Genomic DNA, 25,878 nt, shown 5'->3' on the forward strand with positions numbered 1-25,878 from the left:
TGTATTGACTCCTACATGAAAGCAATTTGGCTTGGATAATTTATTCAAACAAATGTCCATTTTCAAATACAGTCATTTGTCCAACAGATTGAAAACCAGCTTTTTTATAAATATTAATCCCATCAGGTGAAGCTTGTAATACGCATTGAGCAACGTTTAATTTCTTTGCTTCTTGCAGCAAGTGATGAAACATAGTAGAGCCAAATCCTTTTCCTCTCATTCTTTCTTTCGTTGCTATATCATAAATACCAATACTATCTTTTGTACATACTAATGAACCAACCGATATGACTTCATTTTTATAAAGTCCTAAGTACAGGTTCATATTCCCACTATTCCATAAGTCGAAAGAAGCAGTTTGATTGTAGAATGCTTGTACATGTATACCTTCCTCGGATGTACCAAATAGACTAGCTAACGCTTCTCCAAACTTTTTAATTTGTCCTGACGAAGATGCTTTTTGTATCGTAAAACCTTCTGGCAAGTTTGTTGTTGGATGTATTGTATGTAAGTTTGCTACCATCGCGATATTTTGTTCTGTTTCTTTTAATCCAAGCTTTATTAATTCATTCTTTAAATTACCCTCCAGCTTCTCGTCCCAAAACCAAACACTCATTGGATATTTCTTTTGATTATAGTACGCTACCTCCTTATATAATTTCTCGATATCTTCCGTTACATTATTGTTTAGTAAAGTAATGATATTAAATGTATCTGCAGGTAAACCACAGTCGACAGCGATGTAATCCTTCGTTTCTTTCACATTCATTCCCTGTGCCTGCCGCGGAATATATGAAGTTTTATATGTAAAATTATCTATTAATAACTGTTTAAAATTCATTCATTTTGCTCCTTTCATAAAAATTCAAATTCGAATCTTTCAGTATTAAATATAACATATAAGAAATATACCTATTTCTATAAAAATATCTCTATAAATCACACTTTGTCTTCTAAAAGAATTAAATATGATATAACGTTGTCGGAATGAAAAAAGTGGTATATAATAAATATTAACATTACTAGTAATTATTTTAGGTATTCCTAGAATAAAGGAGCGATACATATGAAAATTACTATTTATTTCGGAAGTCATGAAGATCAAGATGTTCGTACAATGGACTGTCATTTAGATGTAGAAGATACGGAAGAGATTGTTTCTGTATCATAATATAAATAGTTGGGATGAACCCTCTTCCTTACAACGTTTAAGGCACCTTTTACAGGTGTCTTTTTTGTTGTTTTTTCTTCAAAAACCCTTTACTTTAGAGCGTTTTAATAGTAAAATATAAATATACGAACAAACGTTCTTTTTTATTTTAATTGTACATGAAGGGATGATTTTTACAATGGCTCAAACAAAGCGCAGAGGAAGAAAAAAGCAAACACCTATTATTTCAAATACAGGCTTTATCGGCTCTGTCTTTATTGATACATTGGAGTTACAAAAGAAATCCTATTATTTCGCTCGTAAAAAACTTCAAATTGTGCATCACGTACTAGATGGTCTCTCTGGAGCAACGAGTTCTCTATTTAAAGAACATAATATTTCAGCATACATGTCATGTGTATATTTACATAAACAAAAGAAAATCGGCTTTGTTCTTTCAACGAAACCTTTTGAACAAAGTGACGGTGTTGCTTACTTTATAAATTATTTAATTGAAAAGAATTTTTACGGTAACGAAGAAGTAGAATATCAAGAAGTATATAATACAGGTTTTATTGGTGTAGTATTCGCTGATTTATGTAGTATAGATCGTTTTAATTTCGAGTTTGAAATGGGTATGTTAACGAAATTAATGAAAGATATGATTATTCCAGTTAAAGAACTTTTTTTACGTCACAATGTACCGGCTTACATCTCCACTTCTCATTTAGAAGAACAAAACAAGTTAGGCTTCGTTCTATCTATAAAACCGTATGATGAACGTGCAGAAGCAGATTTATATTTTGAGGCGTATTTAAAAGAACGCGGGTTATTTATTGGTGATGAAGAAGATGATATTGATAAGATTGTTATTAGAAAAACAGCTGAATTACGATAGATAAGCGCAGGATGATGATCCTGCGCTATTTCGATATTATTTAATTACGTTCAACACTATACCCTTTTGAATGAATTTCTAAATTCAATTTATTTGAGTAAGCCTGATTTAAAATAAGAAATACGATTCCTCCTCCAATTGGAAGCGTGTAGGATGGAATATGATTTAATAATAGACCTGATAATGCCAGTGCTATCGGCTGCATCATTTTACCTAAACTTAATCCAATACTAAGCACTCTGCCCCTATATTCATCTGGAATCTCTCTTTGCATAAAATAAATTAAAGGGATATCAATTAATGCTATCATTAACCCTAAAAAGAACATAATGGCGCAGTACATGGTCGCAAATACAATTTTATTCACTTCAATACTTTTGAATAGAACAGGTGCACCTGAAACTATCATAAAAATTGCCATCATAAAACTTGTTTTTTTCAATAGATAGGAATAAGAAAAACGATTCGTTATCTTTTTTACTATTATTGCACCAACTATCATACCTATTGGAAAAGTCCCTTGGATCAAACCAAATTGTTTAGAACTAATATTGAGAACTGTATTCATAATGTATGGCAATGGAACAGTTACAGAAAATCCCAGAAAAAAAATTAAGTGAAATTAAAATACGAAACGTATTTTTTAAGCTCTCCCGCTCCATTAAGTAAGAGTATCCCTCCTTTATATCTTTCATAAAATTAATTTCCCTTATTGAACATTCCTTATTTATGTATTGCTCGCACAATTTAAAGTTGATAAACAATATGGATATAGCCGAAAGGATAAATGAAATACCGTTAATGATTATAAAAGTGTTCATCTCAAAGACTGCAAAAACAATGCCCCCTAACATAGGCCCTAGAATTAAAGATATAGAATCGATAATTTTACTTATAGAGTTAAGACTCATTAGTCTCTCTTTAGAGACGATATTTGGTTTTGCAGCCTCTAAACCTATTCCAAAAAATGTTGTAAATACTGTCATCAGAAAGGTAGTAGTATAAATGATGAATAAGTTTAACCCATAATAGTTGCTTAATATATAAACAGTTATTAATAAGCATCCGCTTAGTACATCCATACAAACGACGAGTTTCTTTTTATCAACCTTATCAGCAATTACACCGGCAAATGGATTCATAACAATCATTGGAATCGTTCCTAAAATAAGCGTAATCGCGAAATTTAAAGCAGATCCGGTTATTTGTAATACATACAATCCTAATGCGAAACTATAAATAGAGCTACCGAATATTGATACTGTTTTTGCAATTGAATATAAACAAATATTTCTTAGTTCTTGGTTGCTTTTTTTATTTTCTATATGTAACCGTAAACTTGCCATAACTTTTCCCCCTGTCTAATTTTGTATTACGTACATTGTAAGTTCTTGGGTCAACCCAATCACAATATGTACGATTTGAATAATTTTAAGGGGAAATAAATAAAAGATGGGGTTAACCCCATCTTTTTCCGAAAAATGAATATGTATAAATTTCTTCACCTTGAACAAAGAAATCCTCGTACTTTCCGCCTCGTTTCAAATAATTTGAAGTACTTTCATCAATGGATTGAAACTGTAGATTTTGGAGTTCTTTCTTTATTTTTGAAAGTGTAAAATTTGCTCGAAAGTTATTTGTAATTTGGCTATTTAAGCTGAAATTTTTAAATAAAATAAATAAACTTAATAAATAACAATCAGATTTAAAAAGTGGGTTTAATTCGTGAAGTAAAAAATCCTCATGTTCAAAACTATAATTGCTCGTACCAGAGTGATCAATTACAATATCTACTGACCGATTTTGAATAGGGATGTTCAAAAAATCCGCACATATAAAGAGAATATTTCTTCTCGGATTTTTTCTCGCTAATACGTCTTTTAAAAATAAAAGTTTATTGAAATCTCTATCTACTGCGATGTATAGGCAATCTTCGGGTAGTTCTTCATAAATGCTCCTCAAAAAGAATCCAAGTCCTGATCCTATATCTAGTATTAATTTGTTATTTAAATCTAAATGTATTAGTTTCTTTTTCGCCCATTCCCCTTCTCTATGCATATTTTCCAAATATGCATTATCAGTTTCATGAATATAATCCGAAATAATATTTTCAAGTGACGTTTGCTCATTTGCTTTAAATAATTTACCAGCAGATATAATTCCTGAAGTAATAATGTATTCTTCTCCACAATTACAAATTAACTTTCCTTCAATAATTTGATTGTTATTAATAATTCCATCTTGAAGAATTAATTTTTTGCTACACTTAGAACATGTGAGTAAATGTAGTACACTTAAATCTATCCCTATCATTGTATTGGAAGTTTCATTTGTTAATAATAAATCATGTAACACTCCCTTTAATTTATCCCGTTTCTTCTCCAAAAGTTCTATTTCCTGTTCCATCTTGTCATATTTCAGTTTAAATAAAGATTGGTAAAAAGTATCTTTTTCGTAATTCATAGATTTCGCTAAATTTTTATAAAAAAATAGTTCTTTAATTTCATTCAAGCTAAATCCTAGGTCTTTGTAATATAAAATAAGTTCTAAATCTGTTTGACAATACTCATCAAAAAAATAGTGTCCCCCCTTTTTTCAGGAATAATGAGACTAAGATCCATATAATGTCTAATTGTATCAATACTTAAGTTATTTACTTCTCCAAACTTACCAATTTTCATAACATCCCTACCATTTAAATATTTTTTTATATAGATTTCTATTTTTATCTTTAAAAATCCTTTCCCCTTTTTTATCAACATTATTTACGGAATGAACAAATGGTATTATTTATATTGTTGTGCCTAATAATATAACATGCAACTTTTGGTTTTATGTATGTCACATTATGAGTATCAAAAATATTAAACCTCAATAGATTTATTCTTTTCTACTTAATGAAATGTACCTATAAATGGACATTATAGCATTACTTTATTGAACTATTGGAGCAGGATCCTGTATAAGATTACATAGGGGTAGCGTCACATGCCCATCAAGCTAAACGAGTAACTTACTAGATATGGAACAATCCTTGGTTCAAAATTAACAATTGATAGAAAAGTAGGCATACTAAAGAAGCCTATTAAAATCTGATTTTTTTGCTAGGCAGCTTGTCTATGCTTCACCATCGTTTTATACACAATCCCCAAAATATTAAAGACAGTCACTTCCTTATACCGATGACATTTACGACCGTTCTTTTTGAGTAGTAGATAAAGACGATGAAAAATTGTCAAAAGTTCTTCTGTGCCAATGGATATCGCTTGAAACAGTAACGGAAACTAATCTTTAATCATATAAATCGCTTTATATTCACTCGGCTCCTGCTTTTTTTTCAAGCAAAAACTGTCGCATTGAAACATCGTAGAAGAACAGAGGAGAATGCCGAGGAGTTGTCCATATAAATGGTACTCTAGGCGTTCTCTTTTAATATTTTTACATTCATCAATTTCAAAAAATGATTTCCACGTTTTAAACAAAATTTCAATCTGCCAACGAAGTGAATAAAGAGGTTCATCTAATTTTCCAAAAAACGGAATCATAACTTTGTCGTAAGTTAATTATTAACCCATAAGCTTGCCGTGTGTTTTATTAATATAGCTTTGGAATAATATTTGGTTAAATTAATACTAATAACCTTAATAAATGAGTAAAAAGAAAGAGCGTATTTTGAAGAAAGATTAATCAAAATACGCTCTTAATTTATTTAATTGAATCATTCTTTTATAAAAAGTCAGATATTTATGTATAACAACTTTACTTCTATTATAAATTTAAAGCGTTATGAAGAATGAATACGAATCAATGCTTCCGCTTGTTTAATGCTTTCTTTTAAATAAATTGGCGAATTGGGGTGATTTAATATTTCTTTAGTAGTTAACCATAATACCGCTTCAACCTCATCGGGACTTTTAGAAAATGCCTCCCCCGATTCATATTCGCAAAGAAAAACAATATTGACAACATTTTCACCTGTATCCGTTACAAATGATGTACTGTGTATATAATTTAGCCTGTCTTTTACGCTCACACCGACTTCTTCTAATATTTCTCGCTTTACTGTTCGCTCTAATATGTCTGAGAAATTTCCTTCTATATTTAACTTACCTCCCACAAGAGAAAGCCAACCACCAGCATGTTCCTCTTTTTTGCTTCTTTTAATAACAAGCCATTTATCATTCTTCCTTATAGCACCTTCAACATTTACGATAAACATTTTAAAGTACCTCCTATAAATTATCCTTAATTGTTTCTTCAAGGTTTATAATATTTTCTTCCTTTTACATGAATTATAAGTTTGCCGTAAACAAAAAGAACCATACCCTTGCCAAAATGGCAAAGTTATAGTTCAAATCACAGGGTAGTACCACATGCCCATCCACTTAAGAAATTGGTAGTTCCCCAAAACAAAGAAAATTTTCGTTATGAGGATATTTTAAAATATTAGCTTGCTAGCATTTATCACCTTAATTTCAAAAAAATTTTAAAAAGAGGTTATTTTTTTGAACCAAAAAGGTATATTTTTATCTATAAAAAGATTTACTTTACTTTCCTTTTTGACTACTTGCTAAATTCAGCAAGTAAAATATTTTTAAAAGGATCAGAAGGACTATAACTAGTTTCATGGCCATTCAAATTGATGGCCAATGTATGCTTGCCTCCAAGTGTGCCTCCAGCAAAAGTAGAAAACCCTGGAGAGGCACCTGCGTGTCCCCATATCGAGACACCGTTTGGAAGTTTAGTTTCATAGATTCCAAGACCATATCCATCGATTACTTCTGTTCCTGTAGGAACTGTAGTAATCATTTGTTTTAGTTGCTGTTCCTTCAGTAATTTGCCACTGAGTAAGTAAGAGAAGAATTTGTTTAAATCGTCAGCAGTAGAAATCATATCTCCATCCGAGCTACCTGGGTAAGAATAAGTAACGTCTTTTAGCTCACTTTCTCCGTCATATCTTTCATATCCACGGGCATGTTTGGTACCTGGAATAACAGTTGAATTACCAGGTAGGAATGTATTCGACAATTCGAGCGGTTCAACAATCCGATTTTCAACCTCTTCCGCATAGCTGTTTCCAGTTACTTTTTCAATAAGGATACCCAGTATTACGTATCCTGTGTTTGAATAAGACCAGCCCTTACCTGGAGCAAAGTCTGGTGAAAGAGAAATTCCCATCTTTACTAATTCTTCAGCCGTATACAATTTTTTTGTATCCATAATATCATAGTCTTTTGACTTTAAGTATTCAGCAATCCCACTTGTATGATTCAATATTTGCCGAATCGTAATCTGGTTAGCATCATATCCGTTTCCTTGAATAACGCCAGGCAACCATTTTTCGATGGAGTCATCTAGATTCAAGCGGTTCTCTCCAGCCAATTGAAGTAGAACTGTTGCAATGAATGTCTTCGTCGTACTGCCAATGCGAAAGCGAAAATCTGTTTTCATCGGCTTCTTGGTTCTCAGATCCGCTATCCCGGCGGCATAGCTCCAATTTTTACCATCCTTAGAAATTTGAGCGAGTATTCCAGGGTATCCAAGTTGGAGTGAATCCCGCATTGCTTTCTTAACGGAAGTACGATCGCTTTGATTACTTGTTTGTAACGAACTAGATACATTTTGCGTGGGTTCTGCTTTTACAATTGAGGCTGGTGTTATGTATAACAGGGAACTTCCAGCTATTAAAAGTGATAGACTTGCACATGTAATTTTACTGCATGTTTTCATAAAGCATCCTCTCCTTTATTTAAATTGTAAAGTTAGTTGCTTACTGTTTCGTATTAATCACACAGCTATCATCTCCAACAGTGACAAAAAAGTCAGAATTAAATTCGTAATCATATTCATAATTATTATTTTTACAAAGGCTATTCTGTTTTAACAAACGGTAAATCCCTTTTCTTCCACATGTATGTTAACCCCAGAAATTACTTCTTTTCCTTGAAACACTCTTGTTACTGGTTTGTTTTTCATATATAAGTCATATCTGTTCCGCCTTTCACACCTCCTTATATTTTTATCCTACACAATGAAAATCTCTTTTTTCTTACCTATTCCTTACAAATTACTTACGTTCAAAATAGCTTCTATAATAGGACCGAAGGAGCATCTGTACCCGAAAGTTCAAAGTATTTTCCAATAAATATATTTATCAAAAAGAAAAACAGGGTTTTTTCACTTCTATGTTTCTTTTTTTCGTTTTTGGGAACAATTAATTCTTAAGTTGATAGCGAGGGGGTACAGCCACATTGCCATCAACTTAAGAAAAGCAAATACCCCCAAGATGAAAAATTAGTTGTTTTCTGTAAAAAATACACAAAATTTTCATCTTGAGGTTGTAAATTCTTAAGTTGATGGGCACATATGGTGACCCCTATTATGAAAAATAATATAAAGATTTTAATTTGATCCTATATATTCTTTATAAATTTCAAAAGTAGATTCCCTATTTTTGGTATGATAGACAGAGACTATATAATTTCTTATGGATATTCTTGAAAAGGGAGTAATGCTGTATGAAATCAATAAATGTAAATGGCAATATATATTATATTGAATCTGTTCCTTTTGAAGATAAGAGTGAGCAGGATGAAGAGGGATACTACGAATATTTTTACAAAGGAGTCAATTTATCGTTTCACTCGGACAAAGAAATAATTACAGCCCGAATCTATGACAAGGAAAAAATAGTATATTTCTTAAAAAATCCATCTCTCGCTTTTGGTAAGGATTTTGAAGCGATAAAGGTATATATAATTAAAGAATTTGATGTAAATACATTCAAGATTCCAGGTGGAGAAAAAGCCTATATAGAATTATGGCTATAATCGATTTCTGTCTTTACTATGATATATTAAAAGCAAAAGGTAGGTAAGTATATGATTGATAAAGCTGAATTAAATACTCATAAATAATTGTAAAGGGATATTCTTTGTTCAGAAGGACTATATAACCGTAGCTTACAAGTGATGTAGTGCTACACCTATTCCATCTAACTTGCAACACGTTTGCAGTATCCTAACTCAAATCATATTAATCTGGATATAACCAGCAGCTTAAGACTTTTAATATAATATTAAAAAGTGGATATGCTTAAACTCATATCCACTGTCAACTACGTATATTTTTCACCTTAAACATACTTTTTTTCTATTTATATACTTACCTTCGCTTCTCCAATATCCTGCTTTTTAATTAAATCTAAGTAAAAATGTGAGACAGTTGTGTTGTAATAAGGAGAAATAAAAATAAATGATAGATTAAATGTAAACATTCCGATAAATGCAGCTAATAAAAACCAACCAATAAATGATAACCAAACAACAAATAACTTTAGTTTTTGTCCTTTCATTATTCTTTTACTTTCTCTCAATGCTTCACTTGCTGTATAATCAGGATTCTCTACTAATATGTAATACGACATGGAATAAGAAAAATATTTAATAATACCTGGAACAATTAATAAGAGACTCCATAAAAAAAGAAAAATAGTTTGCAACAGCCCCAATTTCATTGATTTAAACACATTATTCTTTTTAAATCCCGAAAATACATCGTCTACCTTAGCATCTTCTTTTTTCCCTAAGTGTAAAGTAAAAACAGAATATCCATAATTGAAGATACCTTGTATGAGACTATAAATTAGGAAACAAACCCCACCTAAACCAATATAACTTAGAATAAGTACAGCAAGTGCTACTGAATCTACTTGTGGTTGCCCACCAATTGAATAAATAAATAGTGCATCAGGGCCAATTATCCCGATAAACAGTACAAATATTAAATACATAAAAGTGGCGATTGCCGATGCACTTAAGGTTGGTACAAAATAGAATAAAGCTGATACTCCTATACCTACCCCCCATTTTCCATCTAACGAATTCAGTGCTGCTTTCTTAAAATTTCTTGTCATACTTGTATTCCCTCCTTTTTTCTTATTTTGCCTTACTAAAAACATAAAAAAACTTGTAGCAGGCCCCGCTACAAGTTTTTTTAGCCAAATACTTTGGCTCATCGAAAAATTATTTGTTCTACACAATCGGGGGTAATGCCTGAAATATGGTTTGTTAACATCATTATATAACATAATTATGAATTTTTGTTAAAAATTCTATATATTTAGACATTTTTGTTTAGAGGGTACTTCAAAACCTTAGCTTGATGAGCATGGGGTAGCATCAGGAAAATGCCGATTTACAACGATAAGGGAATTCCAAATTAAAAAGCCCAACTTCTCTGCAAATCAAAATAGAGAAATTGAGCTTTTTAGTTATTTCATTTTTTTATTGAATTCATTAACTGGAAGAAGTATTCAGGTTTATGAGTCTTATTTAGGTTATACCATGAATGTAATGTATCTGATGTAAATACATCTATTTTTTTCAGTACCTCCATTGCAAATTCCAGAGGAGCTATTCCTGATGCAGTAACTAAATTCGTATCAGATACCGCAGATCCTAACTCATAGAACTTTTCTCCTTTATAGTTAGGACATACCATTTTAGTATATTCTAAGTTATTACTTGTATGCTTTCTAGTATCCAAGTATCCCATATTCGCGAGGGCATCAGTTGCACCACAAATTGCAGCAACAATAGTGCCAAGCTTTAAAGCTTGGCCAATTCTTTCTAAGATAGGTTGATGAATTTCTTCACCCCAAGTAGTCCCTCCTGGTAAAATTAAAAGATCTTTACTCTCAAGAGTACATTCATCAAGGGAAATATCTGGTTTTATGCTCAGCCCTCCCATAGTAGTAATCATTTCTTTATTAGCTCCTACTGTAATTACTTTTAAAGGTGCTAAATCTTTTTTGAAATATCTTCCTGAGTTTAGTTCAGCAATTAAATATCCATATTCCCAGTCTGACATTGTATTAAATACATATAGAAAAGCTTTTTTTGTTTGTATCCAACAACACTCCAATCACAATTTATATAGCTATTATAATATAACTTCCCTGACAGTTAACGTCAGGGAAGTTATCATACTTGATGAAATTTTATTAATTCAGACAGAACTTCAATAATTCTCTTCTTAAGACTTATTGGCTCAATAACTTTAATAGATTTATTGTACGGTAAAAGTAAATAAGGTACATATTTATGTATCATATCTTTTTCAAGAAGAAAAACTGCTTGATTTGAAGTCCGTTCTTGTAAATAATGTCCTAAAAACCAATGTTGGCAAATATCAGCCAATACATTTTTATCCCCATTAATAACCAAAGAAATAATACTTTCCTTATCTTCTATAGTTGGAAGAAGACTTTTTATAAAAAAGTCACTTGCTGAAAAATTGTCTGGCCGGTTAAACTTATTTTCGGTTTGTATTAAACTTTCAATTCGATCTACTCTAAAACTACGGATATCATTCCTAAGGTGACAAAATCCAATTACATACCATTTATTATTCCAATAGATAATTCTGTATGGATCAACCAATCTATAATTTAATTGCTTTTCGCCACTTTTATGGTAAAGAATTTTTACTGAATCCCCGTTAGCTACGGCCTGCTCCAACTCCTTCAAAAAAGTTTCTATAGAGAGTGAACTTAATCGACTTATTACTTCAAGACTAGTTAAATGTTGGTTTATCTTTGTTTCTTGCTCTTGATTTGAGTATTTACTTAGTTTTGAAATGGCCCTATTTAATGCTTTACCTCCATAATATCCGGCTTCTTCTGCAAAAACAGCAGCGTGAAATAGTGAAGTTTGCTCCTCAAAATCAAAAAAAAGAGGAGCCTCAATAAAATTGTTCAATAAAGTGTATCCGCCGTTATGTCCTGGTTCTGAAATTATAGGTACGCCACTAGTTGAAATTGTATCAATATAACGATACACAGTCCTTATATTTATCTCTAACTTTTCTGAAATTTGTTTCGCAGTAATTTTTTCACCTGAACGAAGCATCCATAGAATTGCTAGCATATTGTCAATTTTAGGCATATAATTTCACCTCTATATGAAACTTATTTTCTATTATATATTTCCGATCTTTGGTATAACTCATCAACTGTTCCTTTCCGATAGCTTTCTATATAATAAAGCCTAGACACATTTGTAATTTCATAAGTTTTTTATTTACAGTCATATCTCCCTCATTATAAAGCTTTACTGCATAATTCATTCCTGCGTGATTTTTATGGTACTTCTTTGACCGCCCTTTCAACTTTCCTTCTTTCTTAGCTAGTTCAATTCCTTCACGCTATCGCATACGGATAAAATCACGTTCTAATCGGTTTACACCCGCCATAACAGTAATTAAGAATTGGATGTAGGGATTATCTTCTGATAAATCTAGCCATGTATCTTTTAAGGATATTAAATTTGTCTTTTTACTCCGTATGTTATCGATTAATTCAAATAAATCTTTTGTACTACGAGTAATTCGAGTTAAGTCCGTAACATAAATGATGTCACCTTCTTGTATACCATGTAACATTTTTGGGGGTTTCTTACAATCTTTCGTTTCTCTGGGGACTTTTCCTTCAAATTAATATCCATTCCGATTTCGTTCAGTTGCTGAAATGGCCTTGAAGAATTCCGGTTAATTGAACTGACACATATAATAGTATAAATGGTACTACAAGCGTAACTAGTTTCTTTACTTTCATATTAACCTTTCCCCTTAAAACTAAAGAGATTTATACCTATGCATATAAAAAGAGACATCTTTTATATGATATTGGTTAAATTTGGATGAATATTATTTTATATTGAAAAAATAAATACGTCAAAATTATTTTAGGGAAATTATAAAAATCATATTATATATAGATTAGCAAGCTAATGAAAAAATGCCCTCCTAAAAACGAAAAACGTGTTTCTATCTGAGAATTTATAAAAAAGGATGACGTTTTTATTTCTATTTGTATGTGTAATAAATTACACCTATTTCCTTGAGAATTTTAAAGATTCTCATCCCCAATACCTTACGAGTTATTGCTACAGATCTTGGTTTTGTACACAAAATCTATAGAAACCAAGAAAAAGATTTTATATCTTTTTATGTTTAGAGGCGTTAAAAAATCACTACACCTCCTTCATATACGTGTAATATACAGGGATTTATAACTGGATATAGAACATAAAAAAGAGATGTTTATATTATTAATAAAATGATATACATAAGTGGAGGGTTAGAAAATGAAAATTGCAATCGTCTGTTTCGATAACTTTACCGATATAGATGTTTTTCTACCATGGGATTTATTAAATCGTGTACGTTTAGTCGGTGGTATTTCCGATTGGGATGTCCAGCTTTTAGGGACGGAACAATCTCATATATCTATGTCTGGCTTGCGTATTCCCATGACAGGAAGTATATCTGATATCCCTTTTGCCGATGCTGTAATATTTGCAAGCGGTAAAGGTGTAAAGGATTTATATAAAAATCAACAATATATTAATAGCATTCATGTAGATCCTCAAAAACAATTAATAGGATCTATGTGTTCTGGTTCACTACTATTAGGAGCTAAAAAATTACTAACTGGTAAAAAAGCTACTACATATCCCTCAGCAGTAGAACAGCTAAAAGAATTTGGTGTAGACGTTATTGAGAAAAGTTTCGTAAACGAAGGAAATATATCGACTGCTGCGGGTTGTTTTGCTGCTCAAGAACTATCGGCTTGGATTATAAGGACCCTACTTAATGAAGAAATGGTTGATATTGTACTAGAAACTGTTCAGCCAGTAGGAAAAGGTTTATATTTTTAATCTCAAATCAAGTCAAGAAATTGTGGTTCCTCCCCAAAAATGATAAAATAAGATTTTTGTTTCGAGTTAACACAAATTTCGTTCTAGAGTGCTATAAAACTTCAACTTGATGGTGGCGTGGTATGCACCATTTATAAATAAAAAAACCCGCGTATCATTCACGGGTTTTCTTCTTAATAACTAATTGCTATTGTACCTTCACCTGCATGTACCGCAAATGAAATTGGTAATGGATATAATTTGAAATCCATTTCAGGGAATGCTTGTCTAATATCTGAAATCCATTCTTCAGCTCCATCTTTATCGTTAGCATGGAACATGTGAAGTACTTTTGGTAATTCTTTTTCAAGTTCATTTTTAATGTATTCTCGACATTTTTGGATTTTACGTACTTTCTTTTCAAGTAAAAGCTCTCCACCTTTTACTTCTAATATTAAGTTGACACTTAATAAACTTCCAAGTAAAAATTGAACTCCCTTTACACGTCCACTTGCATAAAGGCCTTTTAAACTTTTCGGGAATACATGGAAAGGTCTTCTTTTTTCATCTACTAATGTTTTGTGTATATCTTGTAAAGTCATACCATCATTGTATAACGATTTCGCTTTTCTAATTAGTTCATCCATTGGATAACTTGTTGTTTCGCTATCTAATACCGTTAATGGGAAACCTGCCATTTCTGCAGCTAACTTCATGTTTTGGTAGGTTCCACTTACTTTTCCGCTAATAGCAACTGCAAATCCTTCTTCATATTCTTCTTTGCATTTCGAAAATAACTCTACCATTTCCCCTATGTTAGGTTGTGATGTAGTGACAGTTTTACCTTCGTTTAAAGCATTATAAACGCGCTCACGCACACCTTCTTCACAATCTTTGTACGACACACCATCAATAATAACTTCAATTGGGATAACAAAGTTATCTCCTTCTGTTGTAAAACTCGCAGTTGTACTATCAGTAATCCAAGCAACACGCTTCATGTTGTTCCTCCCTTAATTCAATTCCTCTTTTCTAATTTTTCTATATATTTATGTTATGAAAAGAGAATATCCCTGTAATAGTAACAGGACTTTATTGTTTTGGCTATAGTAGATAGATGATAAATGTGAATATTTCTTGTCTTTTTCACAAATTAAAAAGAAAATCAAGAAATTTGCTTGATTTTCCTTTTATCCTACATTATTTAAAAGTTTCATTATCTAAAATCACAACATAATCATTTGTTAATCGTCCGGCTTCTTTCGTATAACTAACAAGTCTTTGTACATTATCACAGCTAAGTTTTGCACCCCATACGAGTAATGGTACACCGATAAAGTCGATGTGAAACCTTCTAGAAAACAGACCGCCAAAAGTCATTGGTAAAGGTACTGTTGGTGATGTATTAGAAAAAATAATCTTTTCATGACTTTGATAATGTTTTTGCAGAATCTCTCCTAAATGCTTCATCGCAGGTACAACGATTTTTGATGCGCCGCATCCAATCGTATAAACCGGGTTACCATTTTCATCTACTCCATGAAAAATAATTTTCCCCATATCTTCAGTTTTCAATTTATTAAAGTAATCCACATTTAATATTTCTTCTTTTGTTAGCTTACGATCCGTTGGTAATTTATTTAAATGATAAGCTGCAGCAAGTGCAGTTGAATGTGTTCCACCGAAATCCGTGTAAATGAATATCATATTATCATCCCTTGTTATAAAAGTTCAATGTTATTTAGTATTACCGTTCACAGCATTGTTAAACAAGGGATGATTGTATTTACAGTTTTCGTTAATTCATAATATATTTTTTGATTATACTATCGTCTTTTTATTACGGCATATCATGTAATAGCCATAAGCTTATTTATAAAAGTAAAAAGACGTACTTTTGACTCGTACGTCTTTTATCATCTTTATTCAAAATAAATGTATACTTTAACACGTATGAATTGTTAGTTAAAATACTTTTCAAAACAAAAACAATCATGCACTCGTTTAAATTGTTTTCTTATGTCTTCTTTATTTTCACCTGTATAATGAGCAAATGTTTGAATTGGATATAACTGATCTATATTACTTTTCATTACACCTTTTATCTCGTCTGTATGATCGCTATATACGTGTAAATAGGAATCTACTTTTACAAATCCGTTCTTTTCATACCAACCATGAACCCATAAATTGTCCCTAGTCCATGCTTCCAATCGATTTAGTTTACGTTCTTTCGCTAACTTTTCTCCCTCATTTAATAGTTGATTGCCAATTTTCATTCTACGAAAATCTGGATGAACTGCAATATGCCAAATCATGCCGCCAAGACCAGTTCCTCTTGAACAAACTGTACGTTCTTCTAATTCATATTCAATATCTATTAAACCCACAATTTGATTTTCATATACAGCTACTAATTCAATAGTAGGATTTTCATATTTTTCTTTCTCTCTAAGTACATTATCATAATATGCTGTATCTAGAAAAGATAACACACGGCAACGTACCCAACCGGTTTCATCCTCTTTTCTATACGATCTAATTTCTATATCCATATAATTAAAAAGCTCCTTCTATTTCTATCATTAATTTTTCGGGTCCTGCTCCTTTATTTGACGGAATAACTAATGTAATCCCTAAGTCTGGATATACGGCCGAGCGAAAACTGACGCCTGGATCATATCCCATTACATGATATTTGAATATCTTGTTTTCTCTTATTTCAATCCATATTCCATAGCCGTAAGATTGATAACTATTTACTTGGATGTGAGGAGTTAAAAGTATTTTTGTATATTCTTGGCTTATAATTTCATAGTTAAATAACGCTTCCCAAAACTTCATCATGTCTGGCGCAGTAATAAAAGCTCCACCATCAGAACCACCTTTTATCGGAATAGAGTAAGCATTTGTTCTCCATGTCTGGCTAATTTCATCTTTTATATATCCGAGAGCTGTCTGCTTTGGTAATCTATCTAAAGAAAAATAGCCAGAATCATTCATACCAATTAGTTTAAATATGTGTGTTTCTATATACTCCGTAAATTTAAGTCCTGTCTGTTCTTCGATTATTAACCCCAGTATGATAAAACCAGCATTGTTGTAGTGAAACTTACTTCCAGGCGCAAACATCATATCTCTGTTTTGAAATAATGGTAAAAAGTCTTTTAAACTTTTTAATAAATACATAGGTGTTTGTTTCCAAAGATCTTCGAAGTTATCCATAATACTTTCATCAAAATAATCTGGAATACCCGAACTATGCGTCAAAAGGTGATGTATTGTAATATCTTCATTAAAGTTTGGAAAGTTAACACTTAAACACTCTTTTAACTTTGTTTGAAAAGTAATTACCCCATTTTCAACAAGTTGACAGATACCGATAGCTGTGAATATTTTACACCCAGAGGCAATTCCAAACCTAGTTTGTAGCGTATTGTTTATACACTCATTTCGATTTGCATAACCAAACGCTTCTTCATAAACTATGCCCTTTTTTTCTTTCACTAAAATTACCCCAGAGAAATCTATATGACGATATGTTTCTTTTACAATGTTATCTATTTGATTTTTTGTTTTCATTACAAAAATCACCCTCGTTTATCAATATTGTTCTCCTTTTTTATATTTCCATATATAGGAGGGATAACCCTCCTATTGAACATCGTAAGATTCAAATCAAAACTAAGAGAATTATTTCGAATGTATTGACTCAGAAGAATGCACTTTAGAATGTGATGGCAATAAAGTAAACACACACAAGATGATAGTAATAAATAACATTACTAAAGAACCTACAATAACCACAAGTTGTATAGAAATAAATTGAGTGGCAACTCCAAACAAAATCGTAATTAAAATGGTGATACCTGCAATAAATAATCCATATATACTCCCAATCCGTCCCATTATATGGACAGGGACATTATTTTGATAAAAGGTATTAAAACCTGTATTTGCATATGCCATAGAGAAAGATAAAATAAAGAATCCGATAGCAGCTATTAAAAACTCATTTGAAAAAGCATAAATTATATAATCGATTGCGATGAAAAATGATCCTATTCCAATTAAAAATGAAGGTGTTAATTTTTTTGATAAAATTGTATTTGTTATTGCTCCTAAAATAAATCCGGCTCCAGCAATACTAACTAAAAAACCATATTCACTATCTGTTAACAATAAAACTTCTTTCGCAAATGACAATTCAAGTGAATCATTTGCGGCAGCTAACACCATCATCCCTTGAAATAAGAAGTACACGAAAACGATATACAAAGATTTTTTACTGAAATTTAAAACGATGGTCCAATCTTTTTTTAGTACAGCTAAAGACAACCTGTCATTTGATGTATGAATATTAGGTTTTTTATCAAGATTAGGTAGCAGCAAGGTAATTACTCCTGATAAGAGAAATGCTATAGCATTCATATATATAGCAAACTCTGGTGTACTTGCTATTAACAATGCTCCCGCTATCGATGGACCAATTACAGAGGCACCAGACCCTATTAAACTACGCAATGAGTTGAAACGTTGTCTTTGTTCAACTGGTATTAATTTCGTCATATACGTCATCGCAGTTGGCTCATAAATTGCATTGGCCATACTAATAAAGAATACGAATACATAAACGATCCAAAGTGATGGAAGTAATGGTAAAATAGCGATAAATACCGCGCGATATATATCGAGGTGAATCATTAATTTCCGTTTATTTAAACGATCAATCATACTTCCTGACCAAGCGTTTGTAAATAGAGTAGCTAATGGTTTAATTACATATAAAGTAGCAACAGCTAAGGCTGAGCCACCCATATGATAGACAAGTACATTCAGTGCTATTAAGTAAATCCATGCTCCTAAATTTGCAATACCAACTCCGGACAGTAGTAATAAAGGATATTTCCAATCGTTAAGTAAGTTTTTCATTTTAGGCCCCCGCTTTCCAAAGTGTTTTAAACCAATAAAAAAATCCCACCCCCAAGACTTTTAGTCTTAGGGACGAGATTTATCATCGCGGTGCCACCCTAGTTTGTTAATATGTCACCATATTAACCTTATCTGGTACTGCATTCTAATTCATGCTTATACCATAGCTCTATAACGGGAGCTCCCGTCACACCACCCCCTAATAATAGGTTCCGATGCGCTGCTCAGAGGCTTGGTTCAATAAAGAATTTTTACTCCTTTTCAGCTAAATGGAGCTCTCTGTGAAAAATTCATTTTATTTACTCTTCTCTTCACTGCATTTGATTTTTCCATATTATCACATTTGTATTTAACTGTAAATAAAAAATAATCAGATATTTATAGTTGGGTCATTTTTGCTTTTCGACCAATTCGGCATATGAGACGCATTAGCTTTTTATGAAGATAAGGAAATAAGGTAAAGAATACGTCCATTGTTTTTTTAAACGGCATTGGACATATAACTAATTTATTTTTATGAATAGCTTTCAGTGCAATTTCAGCAAACTTGTCAGCTGAAATCGGCTTATTTGTTTTTAGTTGTTTTATAATTTGGCCCTTATTCATATTAATTGCAATTGATTTTTCAAATATGGGTGTATCTACAAAAGTTGGACAAAGCACACTTACATTTACACCATATTCTTCTGCCTCATAATGTAATGAAGTGGTTAAACCGACGATAGCATGTTTTGTTGTTGCGTACGCGGTACAAAGTGGAGCAGGTCCTAAACCTGTTGCAGACGCAGTATTAATGATATGACCAAATCCTTGTTTTTTCATGAATTGGTAAGCCAATTGTGTCCCGTAAATTACTCCTAATAAATTTATTTCAATAATATGTTTCCAATTATCTAAAGACATATCGAATACTTCTCCATACATAGCAATTCCAGCATTATTAAACATATAATCAATTCTACCAAACTCATTAACTATTTTTATAATAAGTTCCTCTACGGATTCAGCGTTAGTAACATCTAAATATTCAAACCTAGCTAGTTGATTATTATTTTTTATATTATTCACAAGCTCTTGACCACTTGTTTCATTAATATCTGCGATAATTACAAATATATCTTTATTTGCTAATTGAATAGCTAAAGCTTTACCGATACCAGAAGCTCCGCCAGTTACAATTGCGACTCTTTGTTCATCCATATAAAAAACCTCCTGTTGTTAATACATATAATGAAAACGGACGAGTGTAAAGATTTGAACAATCGTTCTAATTCGCTTGTAATGCTACGCATGTTTGTTTGAAATAGAGAGTAAAAAAATCGTAATGGCTTCATTAAATAAAACTTCTAATTTCTCTGTTTCAAATGAATGAATGAATTGACATAACCCACCTAGCCATGAACCTAATAAAAGACTTGAATCCTCAACATTTTCTATATAAAATTCACCACTTTGTATACCTTCATCCAAAATTTTTTGATATGTTTTTAAAGGGATAACAGCTAAACCATAGAGTTGTTGAATTGTAGAAGGGTTCGCGCTCGGATCAGAGGCAAGTTCTTGTCCTGCTCTTAATAATGGCGTTTTGTAATTATAAAGTACAAATTTAGCTATCCCATATAATTTCCCAGTAGCGTTTGTATACTGTTTTTCTGCTATTTCCCATTTATCGTGCCAATTTCTCATACTGTCTTTAGCTAAATAAACAAATAATTCTTCTTTATTTTTATAATGGTAATATATATGTCCTTTACTATAACCAGAGGCTTTTGCAATGTTATCAATTGAAGTTCTTGTATATCCTTTTAAGGAAAATAATTCTGTCGCCTTCTCTGCTATTATTTCTTTGGCTAAATCGCTATCGTATCGTCTTTTATTCAATTTAGACTCCTTCCGTCGTTTCATACAAAAATTTGAACAGTCGTTCTAATTTCAATATATGTAGGTTTTTCTGTTTTAGTAACTGTTAAAAATCTTATTTATTATTTTTTATAAAAATTACGGTGCGTGAAATTACTTGAATCATTAAAAAAAGAGTCTATTATATATAGACCCTTCATATTTCCTGAATTAATTTGTATTTGCCTCTGCTAACGGTTGTAACGGTGGTTCTAATTCTAGTTCTAATATATCGCCTTCTTGTATAGCTTGTCCTTTTTCAATACTTTGATTTGTTACATAACCCGTACCTGAAGTTTTTAAATCTAATTTTAATAGTTTAGAAAAATACATAACATCACGCATGGACCAACCTTGTAAATTGGGCATTGTTGCGTTGTTTCCTAATAAAAATATACGATCACCTTCACTCATTACTTCACCAGACTGCGGATATTGTTTTTTAATTTTTCCTTCTCCTAAAATTATCGGTTGGAGTTTCTCTTTTTTTACATTATTCTCTACCGTATCTATTGATTGATTCACATAGTTTTGCACTTTTAATTGGGATTTTTTCGTTGCATCGGCCATTTGTTGTTCTGTATATGGTTTCACCTTTAAATATTCAAGGCTATTTTTCACAACTGGTTTAAATATTTCAGCGAGTGGCTGAGCTCCATATTCATCTCCCTTTAACTTCGGCTGCTTAATAGCTAAGTATACAATTAACTCTGGGTCATCAATTGGAGCCATACCTAAAAATGAAAAAATATAATTTTCTTTACCTTCCATATATCGTCCATTTTCAGGGTTCGGAATTTGCGCTGTTCCTGTCTTGCCTCCTATTGGGTAACCATCGACTTTATACATTGTACCTGTACCTTTTGAAGACGTAATAACACGCTCCATTAAGTCTCTTACCTTGTCCGCAGTCTCTTTTTTTATCGGATTGCCAACTTCTTTCGGTTGATTTTCCATAATAACTTGCTTGTTTGTTGGATTTACAACTTTGTCAACGATATATGGTTGCATCATTTTCCCGTCATTTGCTATAGCGGTTGCAGCTTGGATTAATTGAATTGGAGTTACTGTAGAACCTTGTCCGAAAGAAGTTGTTACTTGTTGAATTTGTGTATTTAATAATAAAGTATTTTTACTTTCACCAGGTAAATCTATTCCCGTTTTTTGGTTAAAACCAAATTTATTCATATATTGCTTAAATTTATTTGGTTTTAATAACTGATCTTCTAAAATAGAAAAAGCTACGTTTGATGACCTTTCAAAACCTTCATCAAATGTTATAGATCCCCATCCAAACCCACCATTATGATCTTTTATATCCGCTGAACCTACTGAATACTTGCCGGATTGAAAATATTCTTTCCCGTTATATACACCTTCATTGATTGCAGCAGCTAACGTAAATACTTTCATCGTTGAACCTGGTTCATATGCATTTGCGATTGGATCATTTAAAAAGTATTCAATATCCCCTTTATTAGGATTAAAACTAGGTTTACTAGACATAGCTAAAACTTTCCCCGTCTTGGGATCCGCTATAATACCTACTAGCATAGAAGAGTCATAATGCTCTTGCGCCTTATTCATCGCTTCTTCTAAAAAACTATTAATTTGTTTATCGAGCGTAAGATATACGTTATTTCCATGTTTAGCGGGTTCAATTTTTCCTATATCATTTGTAAGCGGGATACCTCCTCGCGCTCCCACATATTCTATATTCCCATTTGTCGAGCGCAAATATTTATCTAAACTTTTTTCAAGTCCAAACTTCCCTTCTGTATTTCCTTTATCGTCTGGTCTAGCAAAACCAAGTATATAAGATGCAAAATCTTCATTTGGATACACTCTTGCTTTCTCAGGCATAAAAGAAACACCTGGGATTTTCAATTTTTTAATTTGTTCTTTCTTTTCCCGAGACAAATTCCGGCCAACTTTTCCGATTTCAACTTGCGTACGCCCTTCATGGAAATTCTTTAACACATCTTCTTTATTAATTTCAAGCGCATCAGCTAATTGCGCTGCGGTTTCATCTTTATTTTTCAATTTGCCATTACCTTTCAAATTCACAACAACACGATACGTTGTTGAATCTTGAACGAGCACTTTTCCAGTTTGATCATAAATCGTGCCACGATTCGCTTCCAAAACACCATTTTTATTATGTTGTTCATTTGCTAAATCCTTTACATTCACATTATGCACGACTCCTACTGCTTGAATATAGAAAAAACGCAAAAGCATAATTAGAAACAAAACAATAAAAGCAATCATAAAATACCGCGCGCCTTTATTCGTTTGAAGTTTATGCATATTTCGCTCCTTTCTTTTTTAATTGATACATGCAAGGATGTGCTTTAAAATATGTAATTTTTACTTTCAATACTATATGTTTCGAAGTTTTCCTTTCAATTCCTTTAAAACGTTCTGAAAGTAGCCATTGTTTCTATTATATTTATCTATTTATATTGCGGTGCGTGAAATTTATGAACATTCCGTTATAATAGGGTTAACTTATTATAATCTATAAATTTAATAAAAACTTTTGATACTAGCTCATTTATTCCTTCATCATTCTTTTAATACGTATCTCCTTATCTTGTACACAATAAAAAGTCCTCCTTTGGATTTCCAAAGGAGGACTTTAAAAAACTACGAATAGTTATTTATAACAATTAAGCTATATGATTATATTTCGCTAAAAAAGGAATTCGTTTTGCTACTAATGCGTACATTTTGAATACAATTTTTGCTATCGGCTCCAACGTACGTGTACTTTGCATTACTAAGCCACTCGTGATAAATGTTAAGAAAGCAGCACCAAGTATATCTAGAGGATAATGAACACCTACGTACATACGCGATACACCAACTAATACCGCCCAAATAAGAGCGATATATTTTAGTTTTTCTCCTCTAAGCAAAAATACAAATGCAATTGAAAATACAAGTACTGAATGATCACTAACAAATGATGAGTCTGCTGCATGTGGCACTAATTGATGTACATCATGTGATACAAACGGACGTGGATGGTAATATACCGCATGTATCACAACATTTACTAGTAATGCGATAATGACTGAAAGCGTCGTATATAACACTGTATATTGTTTTTTTATTGCATTAACTTTCTTTCCATTATTAAACCATAAAATAAGCATAAATAAAACAGCTACATATACAGCACTATTTGTAATAGCAATCATTAGCGTATCTAATAGTTTGGATGATTCAGCAAAATTATTAAACCATTGAAATACTGTGTAATTCATAATACTCTCTCCTTACATAAAAGCGTTCTTGATTTACACAGTATACAACATCAATATGAAAATCGGCTGAAACTTTTCTCATCTAATTCTCATTTTACTATTACTCATTTGACAAAATTAAGACTAATTATAACGGCTAATTATGTATAAAGCTGAAAAACCTTTAAAACAATACGAATCATATGCTTGTTATGTATAGAATACATAACATAGTTACTTCAATATACTAGTTAAGAAATCATATTTTTAATACATACGAAGTGCAATATTACCGAATTGTTCGCCTTGTTCCATACGTCTTAACGCTTGAATCGCTTCTTCCAACGAATAAACTTTATCCATAATTGGTTTAATCTTATATTTCTCTATAAACTTAATCATTTCATTAAATTCTTCACTGCTACCCATAGATGTCCCCATAATATCGATTTGATTATAAAATAACGCTCGTAAAGGTAATTCAATTTTATCTCCGGAGCTTGCACCAAAATTAACAATTCTCCCATTTGGTTTTAATACATCAAAGTATTTTAAGAATGTTGCTGGACCTATACTATCGATTATTAGATCTACTTTTTCTCCGCATAAACTCTCTTCCCAATTTCCGGAACTATTAAAAGAAAAATCTACGCCATATGTTTCGGCAAACTTTCTTTTGTTCTCTACCCTTGAAGTAACACTTACTTTTGCGCCAATTGCTTTCGCAAATAACATGGCAAATGTCGCTACACCGCCGCCTATCCCCGGAATTAAAACATGTTCTCCACACTTCAATCTACCCTTTGTAAAAAGCACTCTATATGCAGTCAGTGCCGATAAAGCCAAAACGCCAGACTCTTCCCAAGTAAGATATGACGGTTTTCCTACTACATTTTCAGCGGGCACTATTACATATTCAGCAAACGTTCCATCTTTTGGTCCCCCTAACACCTCTGGTAACTCTGGTACTTCGGCAATATTCTCCCATCCAATACTAGGATTAATAATAACCTCGGCTTGTAATAAATCAGCTGAAACACCTTCTCCTATTTCTGTAACAATACCTGCACCATCTGACCCTATTACTAACGGTAGATCCATTTCTTTTCTATTGTTTATAATAAATAAATCCCTATGATTTAATCCTGCTGCTTTTAACTTTACTTTTACTTCCCCGGCATTAGGATTTGTTTCAGATAAAAATTTATATTCTAACCCCTCTACTCCTTTTTTATATTGATGTAAAATTGCTTTCATTGCTTCATTCCCCCTTAATATTTTCAATGTACTAGAAATATCAAAATAAATAAACTAATCTGTCTCCAATAATTAGATGTATATCGTTATGCCAAAAGAAAAAATCCCTCCCTATAAATAACGTAGGAAGGGATTTTTTAAATTTTTTCAGATAAAAATCTGTAATGTTAATTCTTTTGATTTTTAGCTAATTCTAATATCTTTTGAATAAATGGTGCTTTTGCATTTGTATAAGAAACACGATCAAAAGGATATGTAGCTGCAAGTCTCTCTTTTAGTTCTCTATATTCTTTACGTGCCCATTCATGCTTTATTAGAAAGTCTCGAAATAAAAGATTGTTTTTCCATTCGTCACTATTATAAATATAAACATGTAAATGATGAGTACCTGCTCTCCATTTTCCCTTTCTAAAAAAACGCCAATTAGGTGTTTCTTTTGGAACATACTCATATCCAATTTTTAATAGATCATCAATCCACTTTTCGATAATTTGCAAATCTGTTATGCCAATCATCATATCAATTAAAGGTTTCGCCCCTAGCCCTTGTACAGATGTGCTCCCTATATGTTCAATAGCAATACAATCTTCCCCGAATAAAGAAATAAATTTCTCTTTTTCTATTAAATACTCTTCGTGCCACTCTTTTTCATATGATTTAATAACGATTTGTTGTTCCATTTTATCCACCTTTTTATAATTATTTATTATTATATTTATATAAATTTCATGTGATTCACATAGGATTTTTACAAAATGTGTCGAATACTGAAATATATAACTTAATTATAAT

At 31.8% G+C, this 25,878-nt stretch carries 20 protein-coding genes, 4 pseudogenes and 1 other annotated feature; of the genes and pseudogenes, 3 read left to right on the forward strand and 21 right to left on the reverse strand.

All coding sequences use genetic code 11. From position 1 onward, the window contains the following. Positions 1-40: 40 nt before the first annotated feature. Complete coding sequence (locus tag QCI73_RS14285) at positions 41-841, reverse strand: GNAT family N-acetyltransferase (RefSeq protein ID WP_353823199.1); 801 nt, start codon at positions 839-841, stop codon at positions 41-43. Positions 842-1,349: 508 nt separating this feature from the next. Between QCI73_RS14285 and QCI73_RS14290 the strand changes: the two genes are divergently transcribed. Further along, positions 1,350-2,048 carry a hypothetical protein gene (locus QCI73_RS14290; protein WP_000079437.1) on the forward strand — a complete coding sequence of 233 codons (699 nt, stop codon included), beginning with the start codon at positions 1,350-1,352 and terminating at the stop codon, positions 2,046-2,048. A gap of 40 nt (positions 2,049-2,088) precedes the next feature. Here QCI73_RS14290 and QCI73_RS14295 read toward each other — a convergent pair. The 5 genes and pseudogenes from QCI73_RS14295 to QCI73_RS14315 all read right to left on the reverse strand — a co-directional run bounded on the left by QCI73_RS14295 (position 2,089) and on the right by QCI73_RS14315 (position 7,778). Beyond that, positions 2,089-3,394, reverse strand: a pseudogene (locus tag QCI73_RS14295) (MFS transporter). 112 nt (positions 3,395-3,506) lie between these two features. Further along, positions 3,507-4,729, reverse strand: a pseudogene (locus QCI73_RS14300) (methyltransferase domain-containing protein). A 423-nt stretch (positions 4,730-5,152) separates the two neighbouring features. Continuing rightward, positions 5,153-5,560 (reverse strand): annotated as a pseudogene (locus QCI73_RS14305) (transposase); the annotation flags it as partial. 272 nt (positions 5,561-5,832) lie between these two features. Beyond that, positions 5,833-6,267 carry an NUDIX hydrolase gene (locus QCI73_RS14310; RefSeq protein WP_353823200.1) on the reverse strand — a complete coding sequence of 145 codons (435 nt, stop codon included), beginning with the start codon at positions 6,265-6,267 and terminating at the stop codon, positions 5,833-5,835. Positions 6,268-6,611: 344 nt separating this feature from the next. Then, complete coding sequence (locus QCI73_RS14315) at positions 6,612-7,778, reverse strand: serine hydrolase domain-containing protein (protein WP_353823201.1); 1,167 nt, start codon at positions 7,776-7,778, stop codon at positions 6,612-6,614. 788 nt (positions 7,779-8,566) lie between these two features. On the opposite strand from QCI73_RS14315, the gene QCI73_RS14320 reads away from it, so the two are divergent. Further along, complete coding sequence (locus tag QCI73_RS14320) at positions 8,567-8,878, forward strand: hypothetical protein (protein ID WP_353823202.1); 312 nt, start codon at positions 8,567-8,569, stop codon at positions 8,876-8,878. A 326-nt stretch (positions 8,879-9,204) separates the two neighbouring features. Here the strand turns inward: QCI73_RS14320 and QCI73_RS14325 are convergent, their stop codons facing one another. The 4 genes and pseudogenes from QCI73_RS14325 to QCI73_RS14340 form a co-directional block, all read right to left on the reverse strand. Continuing rightward, positions 9,205-9,963 (reverse strand): DUF975 family protein, encoded by a 759-nt coding sequence (locus QCI73_RS14325; RefSeq protein ID WP_353823203.1) that lies wholly within the window; start codon positions 9,961-9,963, stop codon positions 9,205-9,207. A 362-nt stretch (positions 9,964-10,325) separates the two neighbouring features. Next, positions 10,326-10,958, reverse strand: coding sequence for a type 1 glutamine amidotransferase family protein (locus QCI73_RS14330; protein WP_353824111.1), 633 nt, complete (start codon positions 10,956-10,958; stop codon positions 10,326-10,328). 74 nt (positions 10,959-11,032) lie between these two features. After that, positions 11,033-11,995: a helix-turn-helix transcriptional regulator gene (locus QCI73_RS14335; protein WP_353823204.1), complete on the reverse strand. Its 963-nt coding sequence runs from the start codon at positions 11,993-11,995 to the stop codon at positions 11,033-11,035. Positions 11,996-12,058: 63 nt separating this feature from the next. Further along, positions 12,059-12,601: pseudogene (locus QCI73_RS14340) on the reverse strand (recombinase family protein). A gap of 594 nt (positions 12,602-13,195) precedes the next feature. Here QCI73_RS14340 and QCI73_RS14345 point away from each other — a divergent pair. Beyond that, positions 13,196-13,768 (forward strand): DJ-1/PfpI family protein, encoded by a 573-nt coding sequence (locus QCI73_RS14345; RefSeq protein WP_262726060.1) that lies wholly within the window; start codon positions 13,196-13,198, stop codon positions 13,766-13,768. 173 nt (positions 13,769-13,941) lie between these two features. On the opposite strand, the gene QCI73_RS14350 is transcribed toward QCI73_RS14345, so the two are convergent. The 11 genes from QCI73_RS14350 to QCI73_RS14400 all read right to left on the reverse strand — a co-directional run bounded on the left by QCI73_RS14350 (position 13,942) and on the right by QCI73_RS14400 (position 25,766). Next, positions 13,942-14,748 carry a DegV family protein gene (locus QCI73_RS14350; RefSeq protein ID WP_000831948.1) on the reverse strand — a complete coding sequence of 269 codons (807 nt, stop codon included), beginning with the start codon at positions 14,746-14,748 and terminating at the stop codon, positions 13,942-13,944. 199 nt (positions 14,749-14,947) lie between these two features. Continuing rightward, positions 14,948-15,454, reverse strand: a complete 507-nt coding sequence (locus QCI73_RS14355; protein ID WP_000576329.1) for a DUF3189 family protein — start codon at positions 15,452-15,454, stop codon at positions 14,948-14,950. A gap of 254 nt (positions 15,455-15,708) precedes the next feature. After that, complete coding sequence (locus QCI73_RS14360) at positions 15,709-16,302, reverse strand: GNAT family N-acetyltransferase (protein ID WP_353823205.1); 594 nt, start codon at positions 16,300-16,302, stop codon at positions 15,709-15,711. Between the two features lie 4 nt (positions 16,303-16,306). Beyond that, on the reverse strand, positions 16,307-17,329 hold the full coding sequence (locus tag QCI73_RS14365) for a serine hydrolase domain-containing protein (protein WP_353823206.1): 1,023 nt from the start codon (positions 17,327-17,329) through the stop codon (positions 16,307-16,309). A gap of 111 nt (positions 17,330-17,440) precedes the next feature. Next, on the reverse strand, positions 17,441-18,679 hold the full coding sequence (locus tag QCI73_RS14370) for an MFS transporter (RefSeq protein WP_353823207.1): 1,239 nt from the start codon (positions 18,677-18,679) through the stop codon (positions 17,441-17,443). A gap of 65 nt (positions 18,680-18,744) precedes the next feature. Beyond that, positions 18,745-19,003: a binding site (T-box leader), on the reverse strand. 54 nt (positions 19,004-19,057) lie between these two features. Then, a complete protein-coding gene (locus tag QCI73_RS14375) occupies positions 19,058-19,879 on the reverse strand; it encodes an SDR family NAD(P)-dependent oxidoreductase (protein WP_353823208.1) in 822 nt (273 codons plus the stop codon). 84 nt (positions 19,880-19,963) lie between these two features. Next, on the reverse strand, positions 19,964-20,560 hold the full coding sequence (locus QCI73_RS14380) for a TetR/AcrR family transcriptional regulator (RefSeq protein WP_001042679.1): 597 nt from the start codon (positions 20,558-20,560) through the stop codon (positions 19,964-19,966). Positions 20,561-20,749: 189 nt separating this feature from the next. Next, a complete protein-coding gene (locus tag QCI73_RS14385) occupies positions 20,750-22,888 on the reverse strand; it encodes a penicillin-binding protein (RefSeq protein WP_353823209.1) in 2,139 nt (712 codons plus the stop codon). Positions 22,889-23,250: 362 nt separating this feature from the next. Continuing rightward, positions 23,251-23,850 carry an undecaprenyl-diphosphatase gene (locus tag QCI73_RS14390; RefSeq protein ID WP_353823210.1) on the reverse strand — a complete coding sequence of 200 codons (600 nt, stop codon included), beginning with the start codon at positions 23,848-23,850 and terminating at the stop codon, positions 23,251-23,253. A 246-nt stretch (positions 23,851-24,096) separates the two neighbouring features. Beyond that, a complete protein-coding gene (locus QCI73_RS14395; protein ID WP_353823211.1) occupies positions 24,097-25,086 on the reverse strand; it encodes a zinc-binding dehydrogenase in 990 nt (329 codons plus the stop codon). Between the two features lie 167 nt (positions 25,087-25,253). After that, entirely contained in the window at positions 25,254-25,766 is a 513-nt protein-coding gene (locus tag QCI73_RS14400) for a GrpB family protein (protein WP_262726068.1), read from the reverse strand. Between the last annotated feature and the right edge of the window lie 112 nt (positions 25,767-25,878).

Source organism: Bacillus cereus group sp. MG16 (assembly GCF_040459875.1).
Taxonomy (GTDB): Bacteria; Bacillota; Bacilli; order Bacillales; family Bacillaceae_G; genus Bacillus_A; species Bacillus_A paranthracis.

What these genes read in the sequence shown, in the direction of transcription:
- QCI73_RS14320 (WP_353823202.1), top strand. Translation starts at nt 8,567, where the DNA reads ATGAAATCAATAAATGTAAATGGCAATATATATTATATTGAATCTGTT.
- QCI73_RS14360 (WP_353823205.1), bottom strand. Translation starts at nt 16,302, where the DNA reads ATGGATATAGAAATTAGATCGTATAGAAAAGAGGATGAAACCGGTTGG.
- QCI73_RS14315 (WP_353823201.1), bottom strand. Translation starts at nt 7,778, where the DNA reads ATGAAAACATGCAGTAAAATTACATGTGCAAGTCTATCACTTTTAATA.
- QCI73_RS14345 (WP_262726060.1), top strand. Translation starts at nt 13,196, where the DNA reads ATGAAAATTGCAATCGTCTGTTTCGATAACTTTACCGATATAGATGTT.
- QCI73_RS14365 (WP_353823206.1), bottom strand. Translation starts at nt 17,329, where the DNA reads ATGAAAACAAAAAATCAAATAGATAACATTGTAAAAGAAACATATCGT.
- QCI73_RS14375 (WP_353823208.1), bottom strand. Translation starts at nt 19,879, where the DNA reads ATGGATGAACAAAGAGTCGCAATTGTAACTGGCGGAGCTTCTGGTATC.
- QCI73_RS14325 (WP_353823203.1), bottom strand. Translation starts at nt 9,963, where the DNA reads ATGACAAGAAATTTTAAGAAAGCAGCACTGAATTCGTTAGATGGAAAA.
- QCI73_RS14355 (WP_000576329.1), bottom strand. Translation starts at nt 15,454, where the DNA reads ATGATATTCATTTACACGGATTTCGGTGGAACACATTCAACTGCACTT.
- QCI73_RS14390 (WP_353823210.1), bottom strand. Translation starts at nt 23,850, where the DNA reads ATGAATTACACAGTATTTCAATGGTTTAATAATTTTGCTGAATCATCC.
- QCI73_RS14400 (WP_262726068.1), bottom strand. Translation starts at nt 25,766, where the DNA reads ATGGAACAACAAATCGTTATTAAATCATATGAAAAAGAGTGGCACGAA.
- QCI73_RS14310 (WP_353823200.1), bottom strand. Translation starts at nt 6,267, where the DNA reads ATGTTTATCGTAAATGTTGAAGGTGCTATAAGGAAGAATGATAAATGG.
- QCI73_RS14395 (WP_353823211.1), bottom strand. Translation starts at nt 25,086, where the DNA reads ATGAAAGCAATTTTACATCAATATAAAAAAGGAGTAGAGGGGTTAGAA.
- QCI73_RS14335 (WP_353823204.1), bottom strand. Translation starts at nt 11,995, where the DNA reads ATGCCTAAAATTGACAATATGCTAGCAATTCTATGGATGCTTCGTTCA.
- QCI73_RS14370 (WP_353823207.1), bottom strand. Translation starts at nt 18,679, where the DNA reads ATGAAAAACTTACTTAACGATTGGAAATATCCTTTATTACTACTGTCC.
- QCI73_RS14285 (WP_353823199.1), bottom strand. Translation starts at nt 841, where the DNA reads ATGAATTTTAAACAGTTATTAATAGATAATTTTACATATAAAACTTCA.
- QCI73_RS14290 (WP_000079437.1), top strand. Translation starts at nt 1,350, where the DNA reads ATGGCTCAAACAAAGCGCAGAGGAAGAAAAAAGCAAACACCTATTATT.
- QCI73_RS14350 (WP_000831948.1), bottom strand. Translation starts at nt 14,748, where the DNA reads ATGAAGCGTGTTGCTTGGATTACTGATAGTACAACTGCGAGTTTTACA.
- QCI73_RS14385 (WP_353823209.1), bottom strand. Translation starts at nt 22,888, where the DNA reads ATGCATAAACTTCAAACGAATAAAGGCGCGCGGTATTTTATGATTGCT.